Origin of the sequence: Candidatus Synechococcus spongiarum, assembly GCF_900047545.1 — a bacterium.
In the GTDB taxonomy this organism is placed as follows: domain Bacteria; phylum Cyanobacteriota; class Cyanobacteriia; order PCC-6307; family Cyanobiaceae; genus Synechococcus_B; species Synechococcus_B spongiarum_C.
In genome coordinates this window covers 1-18,307 of record NZ_FITM01000168.1, presented here as the reverse complement: position 1 = coordinate 18,307, position 18,307 = coordinate 1, and the positions used below count along the sequence as shown (strand labels likewise).

Annotated in this window: 10 protein-coding genes and 1 pseudogene; 4 read left to right on the top strand and 7 right to left on the bottom strand. The window is 54.8% G+C overall.

Features of this window, described 5'->3' with window-relative positions:
• Both FLM9_RS08260 and FLM9_RS07320 read left to right on the top strand, forming a co-directional pair.
• A partial coding sequence (locus FLM9_RS08260) for a hypothetical protein (RefSeq protein ID WP_180365341.1) occupies nt 1-238 on the top strand: 238 nt, incomplete at its 5' end.
• Between the two features lie 148 nt (nt 239-386).
• Nucleotides 387-1,256 carry a glycosyltransferase family 9 protein gene (locus tag FLM9_RS07320; protein WP_257243055.1) on the top strand — a complete coding sequence of 290 codons (870 nt, stop codon included), beginning with the start codon at nt 387-389 and terminating at the stop codon, nt 1,254-1,256.
• On the opposite strand, the gene tkt is transcribed toward FLM9_RS07320, so the two are convergent.
• The 3 genes from tkt to acpP all read right to left on the bottom strand — a co-directional run bounded on the left by tkt (nt 1,253) and on the right by acpP (nt 4,892).
• The gene (tkt, locus tag FLM9_RS07315; protein ID WP_074457954.1) at nt 1,253-3,265 is read right to left on the bottom strand and encodes a transketolase; all 2,013 of its coding nucleotides are present in this window, start codon (nt 3,263-3,265) and stop codon (nt 1,253-1,255) included. The genes FLM9_RS07320 and tkt overlap by 4 nt on opposite strands.
• 64 nt (nt 3,266-3,329) lie before the next feature.
• Nucleotides 3,330-4,586 (bottom strand): beta-ketoacyl-ACP synthase II, encoded by a 1,257-nt coding sequence (fabF, locus tag FLM9_RS07310; RefSeq protein ID WP_074457953.1) that lies wholly within the window; start codon nt 4,584-4,586, stop codon nt 3,330-3,332.
• Nucleotides 4,587-4,625: 39 nt separating this feature from the next.
• Nucleotides 4,626-4,892 carry an acyl carrier protein gene (gene acpP, locus FLM9_RS07305; RefSeq protein ID WP_074457952.1) on the bottom strand — a complete coding sequence of 89 codons (267 nt, stop codon included), beginning with the start codon at nt 4,890-4,892 and terminating at the stop codon, nt 4,626-4,628.
• A gap of 158 nt (nt 4,893-5,050) precedes the next feature.
• On the opposite strand from acpP, the gene psaC reads away from it, so the two are divergent.
• Nucleotides 5,051-5,296, top strand: coding sequence for a photosystem I iron-sulfur center protein PsaC (gene psaC / locus FLM9_RS07300; protein WP_074457951.1), 246 nt, complete (start codon nt 5,051-5,053; stop codon nt 5,294-5,296).
• A gap of 106 nt (nt 5,297-5,402) precedes the next feature.
• Nucleotides 5,403-7,256 (top strand): glutamine--fructose-6-phosphate transaminase (isomerizing), encoded by a 1,854-nt coding sequence (gene glmS / locus FLM9_RS07295; RefSeq protein ID WP_074457950.1) that lies wholly within the window; start codon nt 5,403-5,405, stop codon nt 7,254-7,256.
• Here glmS and rlmN read toward each other — a convergent pair.
• The 4 genes and pseudogenes from rlmN to FLM9_RS07740 form a co-directional block, all read right to left on the bottom strand.
• Nucleotides 7,243-8,280, bottom strand: a complete 1,038-nt coding sequence (gene rlmN, locus FLM9_RS07290) for a dual-specificity RNA methyltransferase RlmN (RefSeq protein WP_074457956.1) — start codon at nt 8,278-8,280, stop codon at nt 7,243-7,245. The genes glmS and rlmN overlap by 14 nt on opposite strands.
• A 56-nt stretch (nt 8,281-8,336) precedes the next feature.
• Entirely contained in the window at nt 8,337-8,492 is a 156-nt protein-coding gene (locus FLM9_RS07285) for a CAB/ELIP/HLIP family chlorophyll-binding protein (RefSeq protein WP_074457949.1), read from the bottom strand.
• A gap of 434 nt (nt 8,493-8,926) precedes the next feature.
• Nucleotides 8,927-15,937: pseudogene (locus tag FLM9_RS08605) on the bottom strand (DNA-directed RNA polymerase subunit beta''); the annotation flags it as partial.
• 85 nt (nt 15,938-16,022) lie between these two features.
• Nucleotides 16,023-18,215, bottom strand: coding sequence for an SAP domain-containing protein (locus FLM9_RS07740; RefSeq protein WP_081340275.1), 2,193 nt, complete (start codon nt 18,213-18,215; stop codon nt 16,023-16,025).
• Nucleotides 18,216-18,307 lie beyond the last annotated feature (92 nt).

The window sequence follows — 18,307 nt, the reverse complement described above, 5'->3', positions numbered from 1 at the left end:
CCCCCCTGGACTGAGTGAATGGTTGCCAGCGGGCTTCTTCGCTGTCTTCCTGGGGCTGATCTGGTATGAAGTCAAGGCCAGTGAAGCCAGGGTCAATAAGCAGATTGACGAATTGCGGGAAGACGTGAAGGAGATACGGAGAGACCAGAAGGAGACCTGGCAGAAAGTGGATGAACTGCCGATGAAGATCACGGAGTTGCTGCACACCGCTAACCATCTGGTTTTCCTGGGTCGTTGATTGCTCCACTTGCTTGAAAGCAACTTCTCCAAAAGCTCCTGATCACTGGACGCCCTGCCGGCTACCGGACAAGCCGTCGGATGTGCTCCGTGCGCTACGCTAGTCCCTATCCCTCCACTCTTTGAAAGGAGTGGGCGCCCACGATTGGATGATGCAGGTGCTGGCTCTCCTGCCCGGAGGAGAAGAGGACCAGTTGCAGGCCCTACCCGCCATGGCCGCACTGGCAGAACAACAATCAGCCCAACTGCATGTGGTCTGTCCGGCCCGGGCAGCAAACATCTGGACCCTGCTTCCAGCGGTGGAGCACTGCATTCCCTTTGCCTTTGATCAGCGCTGGTCCCTTGCAGATTGGACCAACCTGTTGGGAAACGTGCGGGAACCGGACTTTCAGGCGAGTCTTAACCTATCCACGGACTGGTCAATTGATCTGCTGCTGAGTCTGACCCACATCCCCATGCGGGTGGCCAGTGGCGGATTTTCCGCGACAGAGCGGGTGGAGCAGCAGACCCCAGGATGGCGTGGTCAGGCATTGGCGGCCTGGCTCCAGCCTCTGGGGATGCATTGTGACGCCGATGCCTATCGCCTGCCCCTGCCCCAGAGTGCGTTGACAGAGGCCAGAGCGTCCCTGCCCCAGGGAAACGGCCCTGCTTTGCTGTTGGCGCCCGGTGCAGTTGTCGGGGGCTGGTCGCCAGAGGATTGGCGGGAGTTGGTGGAGGCCATGGGTCAGGCTGTTCCCTCGGTGCGCCTCCTCTGGCTGGCGGGGGAGGTGGAAGAACCTGCTGGCGTTCAACGCTGCCAGGTGGCTACGGTCCTGGCCGAGGCCGCCGCCGTGGCCAGTGTGGACGTGGTGCTCACCGATGAGCCCCGTCTGGCCCAGTTGGCGGTGCTCACGGGAACTGCCCTGGTGGCGGCGGGAATGGAGGCCCCCCACCGCTTGCCCCAGCGGGATGTCATCAAACCTCTGCCTCCCTTGAGCCAGTTGCGTCCCAAGGAGGTTCTGCAGGCGCTGGCTACCTAAGCAGCCAGGAGTGCCTGGGTCTTGGCCACCACGTTGGCGGTGGTGAAGCCGAATTTTTCCAGGCAGGTGGCGCCAGGGGCAGAGGCCCCAAAACGGGCCATGGTCACGCTGTCCCCGTCCAGGCCGATGTACTTGTGCCACCCAAACGCCGCCGCAGCTTCCACCACGAGGCGTTTGCGCACCGCTGTGGGGAGAACGGCTTCCCGGTAGGCGGGGCTTTGCTCCTCGAACAACTCCATGGAGGGCATGGACACCACCCGAATCCGGTGACCCATGGCGGTGAGCTGTTTGGCCGCCTGGACGCAGAGATCCAGTTCACTGCCGGTGCCGATGAGAATCAACTCGGGCACACCGGCGCAGTCCTCCAGGACATAAGCCCCCTGGGCCACCTTGTCGGCGGAAGAATTAGTCTGGTTGGCCATACCCTGGCGGCTGAGGGCCAACACCGTGGGACGTTTCCGGTTGCGGATGGCCACCTTGTAGGCGCCGCTGGTTTCATTGCCGTCCCCCGGACGGATCACCACCATGTTGGGCATGGCCCGCAAGGAGGCCATGGTTTCCACGGGCTGGTGGGTGGGGCCGTCTTCCCCCACTCCGACGGAATCATGGGTGAGGATGTAGATGACCCCCAGCCCCGAGACGGCGGAAAGGCGCATGGAGCCCCGCATGTAGTCCGCAAACACCAGGAAGGTGCCCCCATAGGGGATCAAACCGCTGTCGTGGTAGGCGATGCCGTTGATCACGGCCGCCATGGCATGTTCCCGCACCCCGAAATGCAGGTAGCGCTTCTCCGGTGTTTCCGGCTGGAAGGACCCCGTTTCCCCCTTGATGTCCGTGTAGTTGGAGTGGGTCAGGTCGGCGGAGCCGCCAATGAGTTCCGGCAGCCGCGGTCCCAGGGCCGCCAGGCACAGTTGAGAGTGTTTCCGTGTGGCCAGACCCTTATCTTCCGGGGTGTACATGGGCAGGTTCTGATCCCAGCCTTGGGGCAACTCGCCCCGCAACATCCGCTCGAACTCGGCCGCCGCGGCGGGGTAGTTCTTGCGGTAGTCGCTCAGGGTCTGGTTCCACTGGGCTTCTGCAGCAGCGCCCCGCTCCACCGCCTGGCGGAACTGGTCGTAGGCCTCCTGAGGCACGTCAAACAGGCCGTAGTCCCAGCCCAGGCTTTCCCGGGTGAGCTGGGCCTCTTCCGATCCCAGGGGAGTTCCGTGGACGCCGCCGGTGTTGCTCTTGTTAGGGGAGCCGTAGCCAATGGTGGTGGTCACCTTGATGAGGCTGGGGCGATCCTTGACGGCCTTGGCGGCCTCGATGGCCTTGGTGATGCCGTCCACGTCGATGTTGCCGTCGGGGACGTGCTGCACATGCCAGCCGTAGGCCTCGTAGCGCTTCAGCACGTCCTCGGTGAAAGACACGCCGGTATCCCCGTCAATGGTGATGTGGTTATCGTCGTAGAGGGCGATCAGCTTGCCCAGCTTCAGGTGACCCGCCAGGGAGCAGGCCTCCGAGGCCACACCCTCCTGGTTGCAGCCGTCTCCCATGATGACGTAGGTGTAGTGATCCACGACGGTGCAGTCCGGTCGATTGAACCGGGCCGCCAGGTGGGCCTCCGCAATGGCCAGGCCGACGGCATTGGCCGTGCCAGATCCCAGAGGACCGGTGGTCACTTCAACACCGGCGGTTTCAAAGGTTTCCGGATGGCCTGGTGTTTTAGAGCCCCACTGACGGAATTGCTTGATGTCCTCCAGAGACACGCTGTCATAGCCCGTCAGGTGCAGCAGGGCATAGAGCAACATGCAGCCATGGCCGGCGGAGAGGACAAAGCGATCCCGGTTGAACCACTTGGGGTTCTTGGGGTTATGGCGCATCACCTTGTCCCAGAGGGCATAGCCCATGGGGGCCGCACCCATGGGCAGGCCGGGGTGACCACTTTTGGCCTGGTTAACCGCATCAATAGCCAGAAAGCGGATGCTGTTAACGCAGAGGGTGTCAATGGAAACAGGTGCGGCAACCATGGGGCAGGAAGGGGTGAATGGTGGGGGAGGAGGATTGGGAAACAAGAACTGGTTCCAGCGCCACTTAACTCCAGCGCCGGAATGCCAGGCAAACATTGTGCCCGCCAAAGCCGAAGGAATTGGACAGGGCAACGTTGACCGCCAACTCCCGGGCTTCGTTGGGAACGTAATCCAGGTCGCAGTCCGGGTCGGGGGTCACATGGTTGATGGTGGGGGGCACGAAGCCGTGGGTAAGGGCCAACACCGTGGCCACGGCTTCAATCCCTCCGGATCCACCCAGCAGGTGACCGGTCATGGACTTGGTGGAACTCACGGGGATGGAGTGGGCAGTATCATCTCCCAAGGCCATTTTAATGGCGGCGGTTTCCGTCTTGTCGTTGGCCTCCGTGCTGGTGCCATGGGCATTGACGTAGTCCACCTGGCTGGGCTCCAGGCGCCCGTCCGCCAGGCAGCGGGCCATGGCCTTGGCGGCAGGACCGCCACCAGCAGGGGGAGCAGTGACGTGGTGGGCATCACAGGTGCTGCCGTAGCCGATCACCTCAGCCAGGATGCGGGCGTCCCTGGCCTGGGCGTGGCTCAGTTCTTCCAGAATCAGCATTCCGGAGCCCTCCCCGATCACAAAGCCGTCCCGCTCTGCGTCAAAGGGGCGGCTGGCATGGGCCGGGTCCTCGTTGCGGCAGGACAGGGCCCGGGCGCTGGCAAAGCCCGCCACGCTCAGGGGGGAGATGGGGGACTCAGTGCCGCCACAGACCATGGCGTCCGCATCACCGTACTGGATGACGCGAAAGGCGTCCCCGATGGCGTTGGAGCCGGCCGCGCAGGCGGTGCAAACCGCGTTGCTCGGGCCTTGGGTCCCCAGGGCAATGGCGGTGAGGCCGGCAGCCATATTGGGGATCATCATGGGCACAGTAAAGGGACTGACCCGATCAGGACCCCTCTTGTCCATCACCAGCGCCTGGGTCTCCATCAGCAGCACGCCGCCAATGCCCGACCCGATCAGCACGCCAACACGGTCAGCATTGTCCTCGGTGATCTTGAGTCCGGACTGGGCCAGGGCCTGCTTCGCGGTGACCACGCCAAATTGGCAAAAGCGCTCCCAACGCCTAGTCTCTTTGCGGTCCAGATGGCCGCTGGGGTCAAAGTCCTTCACTTCCGCCGCAAAGCGGCAGCCGTGGTGACTGGCGTCAAAATGGGTGATGGGTCCCACCCCGTTGACACCGGCGCACAACGCTTGCCGATAGCTCTCAACATCGTTGCCAATGGGGGTCACGGCGCCAAGGCCAGTCACCACAACACGGCGTGGTCCTGCGGAAGTGGGCATGATGTCAGAGCGTAGGGACGGTGGGCCGGGAAGCTGCCATCAACCCTCCTCTGACGCGGAGGAGCGCTGCTCACGGATGTACGCCACCGCTTCACCCACGGTGGTGATTCCTTCGGCGGCCTCGTCCGGAATGTCGATCTCGAACTTTTCCTCAAGGGCCATCACCAGCTCAACCGTGTCAAGAGAATCCGCCCCCAGGTCGTTTTGGAAGTGGCTCTCCTGGGTGACCGGCCTGTCAGTGACACTGAGCACGTCGGAAACAATGTCGATGACGTCCTGTTCAAGGGTGGCGAGAGGATCGCTCATGGGGTTTGGGGACTTGCGGGTGCAGCCAAGCACTTTACTGGACCCCCTGGCCACCGGGACCCATGCCAGGTAAACAACCGTGACGTGATCGTTGCATCTTGCGGATGAGCGGAAAGTTACTGCATAAGCTCAGAGAGCAATTGTTCGTAACTTCGGGCATGTCCCACAGCGTCAAGATCTACGACACCTGCATTGGCTGCACCCAGTGCGTGCGCGCCTGCCCTCTGGATGTGCTGGAGATGGTTCCCTGGGACGGCTGCAAGGCTGGCCAGATTGCCTCCTCTCCCCGCACTGAGGATTGCATCGGCTGCAAGCGTTGTGAAACCGCTTGCCCAACAGACTTTCTCAGCATCCGCGTCTACCTGGGCGACGAGACAACCCGCAGTATGGGCCTGGCCTACTAGGCCCCTTGCGGTTCAAGGTCGCGGTTTCATCACTGAAAGGACCATGGCCACTGGCGCCACCATGCCCCAACTGTCAAACTGAGCCCAGTCTCGGCGGTGGTGAGGTATGTGTGGCATCGTGGCAACGATTGGTTTCCGCGAAGCAGCCCCCCTTTTGCTGCAAGGTCTCCAGCACCTTGAGTACCGTGGCTACGACTCTTCCGGTCTAGCTACGCTGACCAGCAACCAACTTCACTGCTGCAAAGCAGAGGGGAAGCTCGCTCACCTGTGGGAGAAGCTGGAGAAGACTCCCGTGGCCGGATGCTGTGGCATTGGCCACACCCGCTGGGCCACCCACGGCAAGCCGGACGCCCGCAACGCCCATCCCCAGTTGGATGAGGCCAACCAGGTGGCGGTGGTTCAAAACGGCATCATCGAAAACCACCGTCTCCTGCGCCAGCGCCTGGAGCAGCAGGGCGTTCACTTCAGGTCCGACACGGATACGGAGGTGATCCCTCACCTAGTGGCCCAGGCCCTGAAGGACTTGGGGGGAACAGTGCCCCCAACAAGCCTGCTGCGTCTTGCGGTGGCCCAGGCGGTTCAACAGTTGCAAGGAGCCTACGCCCTGGCAGTCATCTGGCTGGGCCAACCCAAGGAGTTGGTCGTGGTGCGCTATCGTGCCCCCCTCGTTGTTGGCTTGGGAGAGGGGCAGTTTTTCTGTGCCTCAGACACCCCTCCCCTGGCCGGTGTTGCCAGCAGCATTGTCAGTCTGGAGGACGGGGAGATGGCCCGTCTCACCCCCCTGGGGGTGGAGTTGTTTGATGAATCCGGCCAGCGGACTCAACGCACTCCCCAGCCGCTGCGCGGGGGCGACTACACCGCCGATAAACGGCAGTTTCGTCACTTCATGCTCAAGGAAATCCATGAGCAGGCGGATGTGGCAGCGGCCTGGGTGGAGCGCTGCCTGGAGACGACGGCCGAGGAGAGCCTGACGACGGTTCTCCGCAACGTGGAGCGGGTGCAGATTCTGGCCTGTGGCACCAGCCGCCATGCCGCCCTGGTGGGGGCCCATCTCCTTGAGCAGTTGGCCGGGATTCCCAGCAGTGTACATTACGCCAGTGAATTTCGCTATGCGCCACCGCCACTGCTGCCCCATACCCTCACCATTGGGGTGACCCAGTCGGGAGAAACCGCTGATACAATGGCAGCCCTCACCATTGAGATGGAGCGGCATCGTGCCCTGGAGCCCGGTACCCCGCCGCGGCTGTTGGGCATCACCAACCGCATCGACAGCTCCCTCGGGCGCCAAGCGCCCCACATCCTGGACCTGAAGGCCGGGGTGGAAACCGGTGTGGCGGCCACCAAAACCTTTCTCGGCCAGATGCTGGCCTTTTACGCCATTGCCCTGCACCTGGCCAGCCAGCGCCATGAGGCCTCAGCCCAGGTGAGAGCCTGCCGGGAAGCGCTGGCCCAACTGCCGGAGCAACTGTCCCAGGTGCTGCGCACCATGGACCAGTGCTGTGCGGACCTGGCCCACAGGTTCGCAGAAACCAGGAGCATGATTTATCTGGGGCGTGGCATCAACTATCCCATTGCCCTGGAAGGGGCACTGAAGTTGAAGGAAATCAGCTACATCCATGCGGAGGGCTACCCTGCTGGCGAGATGAAGCATGGTCCTATTGCCCTGCTGGACCAGCACGTGCCGGTGGTGTCCATCGCCATGCCTGGACCGGTGTTTGAGAAGGTTCTGTCCAATGCCCAGGAGGCCAAGGCCCGTGATGCCCGCCTCATTGGCATTGGCCCCGTCTGTGGGGACACGGAGATTTTTGACGTGCTGCTGCCCATTCCCCCCGTCCATGAACTGGTCTCACCACTCTTGACCACCGTGCCCATGCAACTGTTGGCCTACCACGTGGCGGCCCACCGGGGCTTGGACGTGGATCAGCCTCGCAACCTGGCCAAGAGCGTCACCGTGGAATAGGGCCAGCGGTGCTGGCTGCCCAACGGCGGCGCAACTGGCCGCAGGCGGCATCCTGATCTAGGCCCCGGCTGGAGCGCACACTCACCGCCACACCCTGTCGGGTCAGGATCCGCCGGAAGCGTTCCACCTGCCGGGAATGAGGACGTTGAAAGTCTTCCTCTGCAATCGGGTTGTAGGCCATGAGGTTGACATGGCTTTGAAAGCCTCGGACCCGCTGCGCCAGTTCCTCTGCATGGCGGGGTTGATCGTTGATGCCCGCCAGAAGAACGTACTCAAAACTCACCCGCCGTCCGGTTTGGGCCACGTAGGCGCGACAGTCCTCCAGCAGGTCCTCCAGCAGGTAAGCCTTGGCTGTGGGAATCAAGTACTCCCGCAAGGGCTGGTTGGGAGCATGGAGGCTCACGGCCAGGGTGAACTGGCTGCGACCCAACACCTGGTGGGCCTGCTGCGCAAGAGTGTTGATGTGGTGGGGAATACCCACGGTACTGACGGTGATGCGCCGCTGGCCAATGCCTAGATCACGGCAGAAACACTGAATGCTGCTTAACACCGCGGCAATATTGAGCAGCGGCTCCCCCATTCCCATAAACACCATATGGGTGGGTTGACGTCCCATGGCCTCCCCCAGGCTGAGCACCTGATCAATGATCTCGTGGCTGGCCAGGGAGCGCTGCAATCCCCCTTTGCCCGTGGCACAAAAGCGACAGGTCATGGGACATCCCACCTGGCTGGATACACAGACTGTTAATCGCTCTGCGGTGGGAATCCCCACAGCTTCAATGGTATGCCCGTCCTCAAGCTCCAGTAACAGCTTGGTGGTGCCGTCTCCAGCCTGAACCTGCTGCACCGGCCGAGAGCGCCCAATGCTGACATCCTGATGAGCCTCCCGCCAACGGCGCGGCAGCACGGTGATGGCGCCCAGATGCCGTGCCCCTCGCTGATAGATCCACTGTCGCAGTTGACGGGCGCGGTAGGAAGGCTGACCGGTTGAGGTCAGCCAGGTCTGCAGGTCTTCAGGCGACATCCCCAGAAGCACCAAGGCTTCCGGGGCGGGATTCCCGTGGGGGGGATGAAGTTGGCTTACTTCCACACCAGCAGTCCGTGCCCCAACAGGATTTCCACCAGCAGTAGAGCCATAAAACCCACCATGGCAATGCGCCCGTTGAGTCGCTCCACATGGCTGTGGAATCCATAGGCAGGTCGACGACGTTGTGGAACAGTGCGAGGCTCAAGCATGATGATTGAAGATAATAATCAAGGAAAGAGATCAGGGCTTAAAGTTCAAACCCTTCATCCATGGACTGAGACTCCGTGTCCAGAGCTTCCACCTGTATACTGTCATGGATAAGGTTCTCCTCCGGGTTCTGCCAGTTTTGCTCAGGCTCTTCGGTCCTGTCGTCCCGTTTCTCGGGGGGGATCTCTGGTGGGAACATGGTGGTCCCCTGGTCGTGGTGCTCACCTGGGCGTGTCAAGGCGGTAGAACTACCACTGGTGTCATCAATCCGACGACGAGCTTTGCGCAACTGCTCATCGGATGGATCATCTAGAACGGGAGCAGAGTGACTGGGAACGGGGATCTCTATGGTATAATCCGGTCGCAGGCTGGATAGGCGGCGGTAACCGGTTTGATCATCATCAAGAATATCGGGATGGGGGCCAGCCTCGTCCCGCAGCTGATCATCAAACCCATCAAAGCCTGTGCCGGCAGGAATCAAACGGCCAATGATCACGTTCTCCTTCAAGCCACGGAGCAAATCGCTTTTGCCCTCAATTGCTGCTTCTGTCAACACCCGCGTGGTCTCCTGGAAACTGGCAGCGGAAATAAAACTATCGGTATTGAGGGAAGCTTTGGTGATGCCCAAGAGCATGGGAGAAAACTGAGCTTGCATGCCACCGGTCTCGGCAATCGCTGCATTAGTTTTGGCCACCTGGGGCAGCTCAACCAACTCTCCGGGCAGAAGCGTGGTGTCCCCGGCATCTTCAATGCGCACCTTGCTGGTCATTTGGCGCACGATCACCTCAATGTGTTTGTTATCAATGATGACACCCTGGGACCGGTATACCGACTGCACCTCGTCCACCAAGCGCTGTTGCACAGTAGCAATGGCCCCTTGGGCGGCCTGCATCGTGGATTGACGGCGGCGCAGCAGATCCTTGAAGTGAATATCCAGGAGGTCGTGGGGGTTGATCGGTCCGTCGGTTAAAGCACTTCCCGCCTGGACCTGGTGACCATCCGAAACCATAATATTGCGCCCCAAGGGAATATCGTAGACGTGAACGCGATCATCTTCTGTCATCATGGGTTGAGCCAAAGCAGGCATCTCAATGGACGCTGAAGCCTTCATCTGCCGAATCAACGCAATAAGATCGTCTTTCTTGAGTTGATCCAGGGACTGGGGTGGGGGGAGAATACCAGCCTGGCTCAGTTTTTTGCAGAGCTCAGCCTTTTTAGCAGACTGCCCCTGCTGCGGCGACGATTTCAGACCATGCTCTTTGCACAGGTTTTGCAACACCTTGATCGGTTGCTGCTCAAGACTCTGTTGAAGCAAAGTTGCAGCTTTATCTCCTGTCGAATCGAGCTTGTCGGCAAGTTGTGCAAGTTGCGACAGCTCCAACTTCTCCAAGGGGCGGGGCGGCGCCTGCACACCAGCCTTCTCCAGAGCCGCGCAAAGTGCTGGCTTATTGAGCTTGGAATAGGCCTTCAGTCCATGGACCTTGCAATACTGCTTAAGCTGTCGAGACGACTCATCAGCAAAGCTACCCTCGAGAAAAGCTGCGCGTTTCTCTTTAGAGGGATCAATTTTATTGACAAAGATAACAAGATCTTTTTTGTTTAGTGTGTTGAGAGAAGATGTTTGCATAGAAACATTTGCGTCTTTCAGTCGCTGAATAAGACTGGCCTTTCTTCCTATAGCCTTATGATGAGTAATGGTCTTGAGCTGGTGCTGTTTGGCCAGTTCTTCCAGCTCAGCCAGTGTTTTTTGGTTGAAGTCGCCCTTAAGCAGTTTGGCACGCTGCACTCCAGAAGGGTCCAACTTCTCCACAAGCTCAATCAATTGCTCAGCCTTAAGGTCCTGCAACGTCGGGGGTGGCGCTGTGACGCCAGCCCGCTCCAGCCTGCGGCACAGCTCTAGCTTCTTCCATTGGGTGTAGCCCTTCAGGCCATGGCAACGGCAAAGATCCTGCAGAGCCTTCACCATCATTGTACTCAATTCACCCGCACCCAGGAGTGCTGTCTTGTGTTGATCCTCATCCCATGGAGCTGGCTTACTTGCTTTGATCGCCCCCCCAAACATGTTGTGATTTGCAGGGATATCATAAGAACCATCTCCCTGTTGATCCTCAATAACTTTAACCAACACTTCTTCATCCTCACCAATCTCCAGTTTCACATGCCCGGAACTCTGACACAGCACAGAAGCATCGCGAGGCCGACGTGCTTCCAGCAGTTCTTCAATACGAGGCAGGCCTTGCACAATATCACCTGTTTTGGCACGCTCAAACACCAGCAGAGCAAGGGCATCACCGCGCTGCACCAGACCACCATCTCGAACATGAAGGATGGATTCTGGGGAAACCATATAAGGGCGGCCAACTCGGAGGCGCAACCAACCGGGACGAATAGCTTCCACAACACCACTGGTGGGGGAGGTTACATGAACCTCGCCAATCACTACAATGCCGGATTGCTTCGTCTGCAATCCTTGGGCCACCATGTCGCCACGCTGTATGTAGTCCCCTTGTTGCACCTGAAGTGGAGTTTGGTTGCGGTTAATCTGGTACACATCTTGAGAAAGGGGACTGATCAAAAGAGCAGAGCCTTGGGGAGTCTCTACAGACTGAACATAGGTCAACACATCTGTAATAAGGTCATCCACTAAAACAACACCCGGATCCACTAGCATGCCCTTATAGAAGCGCTTTAGGATGTTCTGATTATCGCAGAGATACTGTTCTCCAGAAAGAATGGTGATGCTCTTATCTGTAAGAACTGCAACACCTTCTCTCTGGCTGGTGACAGAGGCCTCAGTCAGGCGTGTTCCAGGTTCTACCCATTGCCCATCAGTAACTGACAAGCTTACATCTGGATCAAATACATGAATATTTTCTGGAATATTAAACGTTTTAGCATATACTGGACTAAGCAAAAGAGCAGAGCCTTCTGGTGTATCAACAGATTGAACATAGATTGCGGAGAAATTTTGCCGTTCCTCCGGATTTTTAGATGGATTTTCAGGGATCATTTTATCATTCATATCAGATAATAAACCTTCTTTAAAGTGATCTAAAGTTGACTGTTCTTGACACATTTGCAGTATGCCATGATAAATTATTAGTTCTTGTTCATTGTGATCAATTATTACAACACCAGATAGCTTACTGTAGATATCTGGCATGATTTCAGTATCAGCTTCAACCCACTGGCCGCTGACAACAAGAAGAGGGGTATCCTGGTTAAATAAATGGAATTGTTGTGGGATGGTAAACTCCTGAACAGGGCTCAACAGCAACATTGGCCCCCCTGGTCCATCCACAGACTCCACGAATGTGAGCGTATCTAATATGACATCTTCATCTAAAGTACAGCCTTCGATCACCAATTGGCCTTGCTGAAAACACTCCAAGGTGTTCTTATTCGTACAAGGTATTAACTGGCCACTACGAATGCTCACAGTCTGGCTTTGGGAATTCTTAGTGACTTTGGCAAGACCACGGACTTGGCTGCTTGTAGCCACCAGCTCCGTGCCCTTGTCCACCCACTGACCATGACGATGAACCTGTTGGGTGCTTGCGTGAATGGGACAGGTCTGTTGCTGGTCAAAGGGACTGACCAATAAGGCAGGACCTTCTGGGGTCTCGACGGCCTCGACGCATGCTAAAGTATCTGTCCGAAGGTCTTCAGTGATGGGCTGCCATGGGTAGACCAGTTGACCTTTACGGAAAGGCTCATGCGCATGCTTGTCCTGGCAAAAATGGACGTTGCCGCTGCGGATTTTTACTTGGCAGTCAGACAAGCCCTCCTGATGCTTCACCAAAGTATCTCCTTGGACAAGGCGTTCTCCAGGTTTTACATCCACAGAAGTTTCATCTGGAATTACAATATTGCAAGTATCAGATTCTCGCTCCACAATTAATCTTCGCACCGGCTCAGTTTCAAATTCGGCTGGTTTCTCGTTTTTATTCTTTACTTCTCTATTCAATTTTTCTACTTTAGAAAGCTCAATGACAGTATCTTTCTCAAGTGTAGTACCTTCAGGTTTATTAATGCGTGCTTCAAGTGGGGGAATTTGTACTACACCATCTTCCTTACAGAGAATCTGAGTTGTGGCGATCACCTGGCCTGGCTTGACACGCTTTCCATCCTCTATTTTCAATTCCGTGTGGGTAGAACCATGGGTTGCATCAGAAAGGGTATCACGGCGCACCAGGAGACTTTCCAAAATCACCATACTGAGACGTTGACTCTTCTTAGTGCGACCGGGAACCACTTCCACGTCAACAGTCATCTGCGGTGTTGTGTCAGAGGTTTCCAAAATCACTTGAGTGCGCAAAAGCTCCACCGGCTCCACAGACTTCACCAGTTCACCATCCTTAAACATCAAACGCTGTTGTGCTTTTAAGGCCATGGATGGTCCTTTGGGTTGCTTGACTTGGGTGGTGGCAGGAACATAGGCATCGTCTGGAATTGCAAATTCCTCAACGGGACGCAGGAGCAGAAAAGGACTACCCTCAGATGGGTCTGCCACAGATTCTACATAGTAGATGTTCTCGGCAGTCAGCTCACCTTCGATCAGCACATCTCCAGGGTTAACAAGCATACCTTCTTCAGAGAAGCGCTCAAGAGCTTCTTTATGGCTAGAATTATTGACGTCACAGTAATATATATTACCATTTCGCACAGTGATTTCTCTTAAAATATCATTTTTCTGGACAACGGTTACAATTCCTGAAGTTTGACTAAAAATATCCTTAACCACTTCAGTTCCAGCTTCAATTTTTTGATAATTTTTAACCATTAACAAAGAAATATCTTTGTTAATTTCATGAGTTTCTTGGGGAATCCACAATAAAGTTCCCCCGTGAGATAACTCAAATCCATGCTTCGCTGAACGGGCTCTTTTAATGCTCAAACCTGGGCTGAACTTTACCAGACCGCCGCTTTGAGTTTTGAAGCGCTCATCACTTAACTCAGCAATAACCTCACCATGGCTAATTTTGCTACCTGGGTTAGCATGTAGACGATAGCTTAAACCATCTTCAGTTTGCAAGTTCCATAGCTCACCAACATGACTACTCTCATGGACCAGCTTGAGATCTTTGATGGTGAGCTTAGCTGTAACAATTTGCACTTCACGTGAGTCGCCTGTGGCATCCCGTAAGCGCACATCACCACCATACTCGCTCCGCAAACGACTTTCTGCAAGCACATCCCCTGCTTGAACTGCGCAACCAGCCTCAACGACTGGCTCGGCATTGGGAGGCAGGTTATAAACATCCCCGCTGAGTACCCAAAGCTGGCCTAGCCTCTGTGCTTTGACGGTAACGTTGCCTTGACGATCCGTGGCTTCCCGAGGTTGAATCTCCTTATCATACTTGACCTGACCAGCCAAGTCACAGATGACATCCTTGGTGGCTTTCTCAACACTCTTCTTCACGTTGCCACCTGCAATCTGACCCAGCACATCGTCACGCTTGACGGCACTGCCATCCTCGGCAAACAGAACAGAACCGGAGGTAATAGAAACAGCTTGCTTTTCGCCGGAAGTAGATTTGACAGTCAACTGGAAATCTGTCTCCGCAATGTAAGCATTAACGCCATGGGGCGTGCGGTAGGGGCGTACCCGGGCCTGGTCACCAAGGTTAACGGTACCGGCCAAGGTAGAGCGTACAGTGCCCGTTTCTGCCGTGCTCACGCCACCAGTATGGAAAGTACGCATGGTCAGTTGGGTACCAGGCTCACCAATGGACTGGGCAGCCACAATGCCCACAGCTTCCCCCAGATCAACCAACTCGTTGTGGGCTAAAGCCCAGCCATAGCAACGGCGGCAGACGGATTTTGGCGTCTCGCAGGTGAGGGGCGAGCGGACTTTCACTGCTTTAACCTGACGTTTTTCAAGCTGCTGACTGATCTCCAAACTAATTTCTTCGTTGCGAGGCAACAGAAGTTCTTTCTTCTCTTTTTTAATTGGATAAGTACTAACAACTCCTGAAATTGTACTTAATACATCATTAGAAAGTAACATACCATCAGAAAGCTTAGTATCGCGCTCAACCCACTGATTCTTCTTAACGAGAAGAGCTTCTGCATTAATAGTATACTCTTCTTGAGAAACAAATTCACTAAGGAACAAAGCGGTATCCTGGTTAGACACAACAGATCGTACATATGTGTATTTACTTACTATTAAACTTTTTGATAAGGTGTCCTTTGGCTTAACCAATAAGCCTTTCTCAAATAGTTTTAAAGCTTTCTTGTCTTCACAGACATGTAAAGAACCCTTAAGAAGGCTAATATATAAGATCCCGTTGCTCTCACTCACAATGACAAGGCCTTTGTTAGGACTGGCGATTTCTGCGGTCAGCATCGTCTCTGCCTCAACCCAACTGCCATCGGCAACTTTCAAAGAAGTCCCGGGCTCAGTTTTCCATGTTTTCTGAGGAAGCTCACTCATCAGCAATGCGGATCCTTCCCGAGTCTTGACAGCTTGTACAAGAGCTAGTGATGAACTTTTCAGATCTCCTTGCAACTCGTCCCCTGGCTGTACCAAGACACCTTTGTCAAAGCATTTCAAAACCGTTTTATCACTACAGAGCTGCAACGTACCACCAAGAATTACCACATGAGTGACTTTAACTAGTTGCTCAATATTCTCAGCCGTTAAACGCCCTATCAGTTTACTTTGATAGCTTCCTTTTTCATCAGCGTTGATGATAATGCCCCGCTGAGTGCCACAATCTTCATCACGGACAATCATGTCTTGGGCAACATCCACTAGACGACGAGTAAGGTAACCGGAGTCGGCTGTACGTAGAGCTGTATCCACCAGACCTTTACGCGCTCCGTAGGAAGAGATCACGTATTCTGTAACTGTCAGGCCTTCACGGAAGTTCGTCCGAATCGGCAGATCAATAATCTCTCCTTGAGGATTAGCCATCAGTCCACGCATGCCCACCAACTGTCGCACCTGGGACATGTTGCCCCTGGCGCCGGAGTTGGCCATCATCCAGACAGAATTCAAGGGATCATGTTGCGTGAACGTTCTCTTGACAGCTTCAACAAGACGCTCATTTGTTTCTGTCCATGTATCAATTACTTTTGTGTGCCGCTCAACCTCTGTGATTTCTCCCAACCGATAACGTTCTTCTGTGTGGGCAATCTCTTCCTCAGCTTCGTTGAGAAGTCCTTTCTTGTCTTCAGGAATTCTCAGGTCATCTACGGAGATTGAAACAGCCGCTTGAGTCGCATAGTGAAATCCCAAGTCCTTCAGCTCATCAGCAATAGCCATTGTAGCGGAAGTGCCAAACTCCTTGTACGTCCAAGCGATGAGATTGCGTAGCCCCTTTTTGTCAATGACTCGGTTGCGAAAGACAAGGCGAGACTTCGTCTCGTGGGTTCCCTTCTGGGCCAGTGGGGTCCCTGAACTCAACACAGTAGTGGTTGAACTGGCCAAAGAAGTCATGGGCTGAGAGTTGCTAAGAGTCATGGGTGGTGGAGGGAGAACTGAAGAACAGGGGAATTGGAGGGTGGTGGAGGGAGGTGAAGCGTTAAGCGGCGGTGAAGGCGGAATCAGGTGGTTGAAGTTTGACGTTATGGGTGTTGATCACCGTATTAATGGCGTAGTTCAACACAACACGACCCACTGTGGTCAAGATCATGCGGCTGAACAGGCGGCCGCTACTGTCCAAACGGTCACAGCGAAACTTCCAGTGCTCAAGTCGGGTGCCATCCTTAAATTTCTCCACGCGGTGGGGGCGATCCGCCTCGTCAGGATTGTCCACGTCCCCATGGAAGCGGACCCACACCCAATCATGCAGGTTGAGGAGTCCCTGGTCATAGGCACTGCTCACGTCTGACAAGGAGGCATAGGTGTGGCGATGGCTGCCGTAGGGTGGTTTCCTGGTGGCGGCGGCGTCAGGAGACTCGGCGGTCAGGTAGTACGCGCCCAGAACCATGTCCTGGGATGGGGTGATGATGGGGGTGCCTGTGGCGGGGGAGAGCACGTTGTTGCTGGCCAGCATTAACAGTCGGGCTTCAGCTTGAGCCTCCAGAGCCAAAGGCACATGGACAGCCATTTGGTCTCCGTCAAAGTCCGCGTTGTAGGCTGGGCAAACCAGAGGATGGAGTTGAATTGCACGACCATCCACCAGCTTGGGCTCAAAAGCCTGGATACCCAAACGGTGTAACGTGGGAGCGCGGTTCAACAAGATGGGATGTCCATCAATCACCTCCTGAAGAACAAGCATCACCTCATCATCGTTTCGTTGGATCATTTTCTTGGCTGATTTAATATTATTGACAATATTTTGGCGAATTAAGTGATGAATCACAAAAGGTTGAAACAGCTCAATGGCCATCTCCTTAGGCAAACCACATTGATGGATCTTGAGACTGGGACCCACCACGATTACGGAGCGTCCAGAGTAATCAACTCGTTTCCCCAAAAGATTTTGGCGGAAGCGGCCTTGCTTGCCTTCAATAATATCACTGAGAGACTTAAAGGAACGATTATTGGCGCCCACAACCACACGGCCCCGTCGCCCGTTGTCAATCAAGGCATCGACGGCTTCCTGAAGCATCCGCTTTTCGTTGCGGATAATGATCTCAGGGGCAAGAATTTCCTGCAATCTAGCCAGACGATTGTTACGGTTAATCACACGTCGATACAGGTCATTCAGATCACTGGTGGCAAAACGCCCACCATCCAACTGCACCATGGGCCGCAGGTCTGGTGGAATCACGGGCAAGTTGTCTAGCACCATCCACTCTGGCCGGGACTTTGTAGCAATAAAATTATCAATTACCCGCAATCGTTTAATCAGCCTAGCTCTCTTTTGGCCTTTACTTTTTATCACTTCTTCACGAATCTCTTCTGCAATAACTTGTAAGTTTAAATCTTTCAAGAGCTGTTTTAACGCTTCAGCTCCGATGCCTACTTCTGGTTCCTGATCAATATCAAAGTCTACCGTATAAATAAAATCTTCAATTTCAAGCCACTCGTCTTCGGTCAGAAGTTGCTTGTATTCTAATTTATATTTTTCTGAATTCATAAGTGTAACTAGTGTTTCATTGTTCTCCAATGAAATAACTATCATTTCCATGTTATCATCTTCATTAACTTCAACTTTTGCCTTGCTATTGTATTGAATATCATTACTGACAACGGAGTAACCAATATCCACGTGAGCTTGAGGGTCGTTCTTATTGGTATTTTCAATGATAATTTTTTGAGGACTGTCCCAGTTGTCAGGCGTAAAGACCAACGTCTGGGGACTGACGACGAGATTAGAGCCCTCCGGTATTGGTGGCTGATTCTCCACGGATTGGCTTGTTCTGCCAGCTTGTTCAAGCCTTTGACAAAGTTCAGCTTTTGTCCCAGATCCTTTTAGACCATACTGTTTACAAAGATTCTTAAGTTCTTTGTTTATTTTTGTACTAAGACTTTTACTTGTCAAACCTAGAATTTTTTTGCCAATGGGGTAGCGTGGCTCTCCATCGATGATGGGGATGGCAGTAACCTGAACATCATTAACGGGGGCAGTGTTCACCCTGATGCTGTACGTCCCTGGTTCAATCGGAGTCACACCGGGCGTAATCGTAACATTCTTAACGTCTTCATCAGTCGCGTCGATACTGACTTGATTGACTGAAATATATTCACTTTTATATCTGCTATCTTGACTGGAGATTGAGTAATTTATGATAAAATCGCGCTGTTTATCTTTATTGTTATTCCCCATAATTTCTATTTTTTGTGGCACATTCCAGTTGGTTGCATTGAAGACTAACTTATCCGGACTAATTTTTGCAGTGGAAGAGTTATTACTTTTAG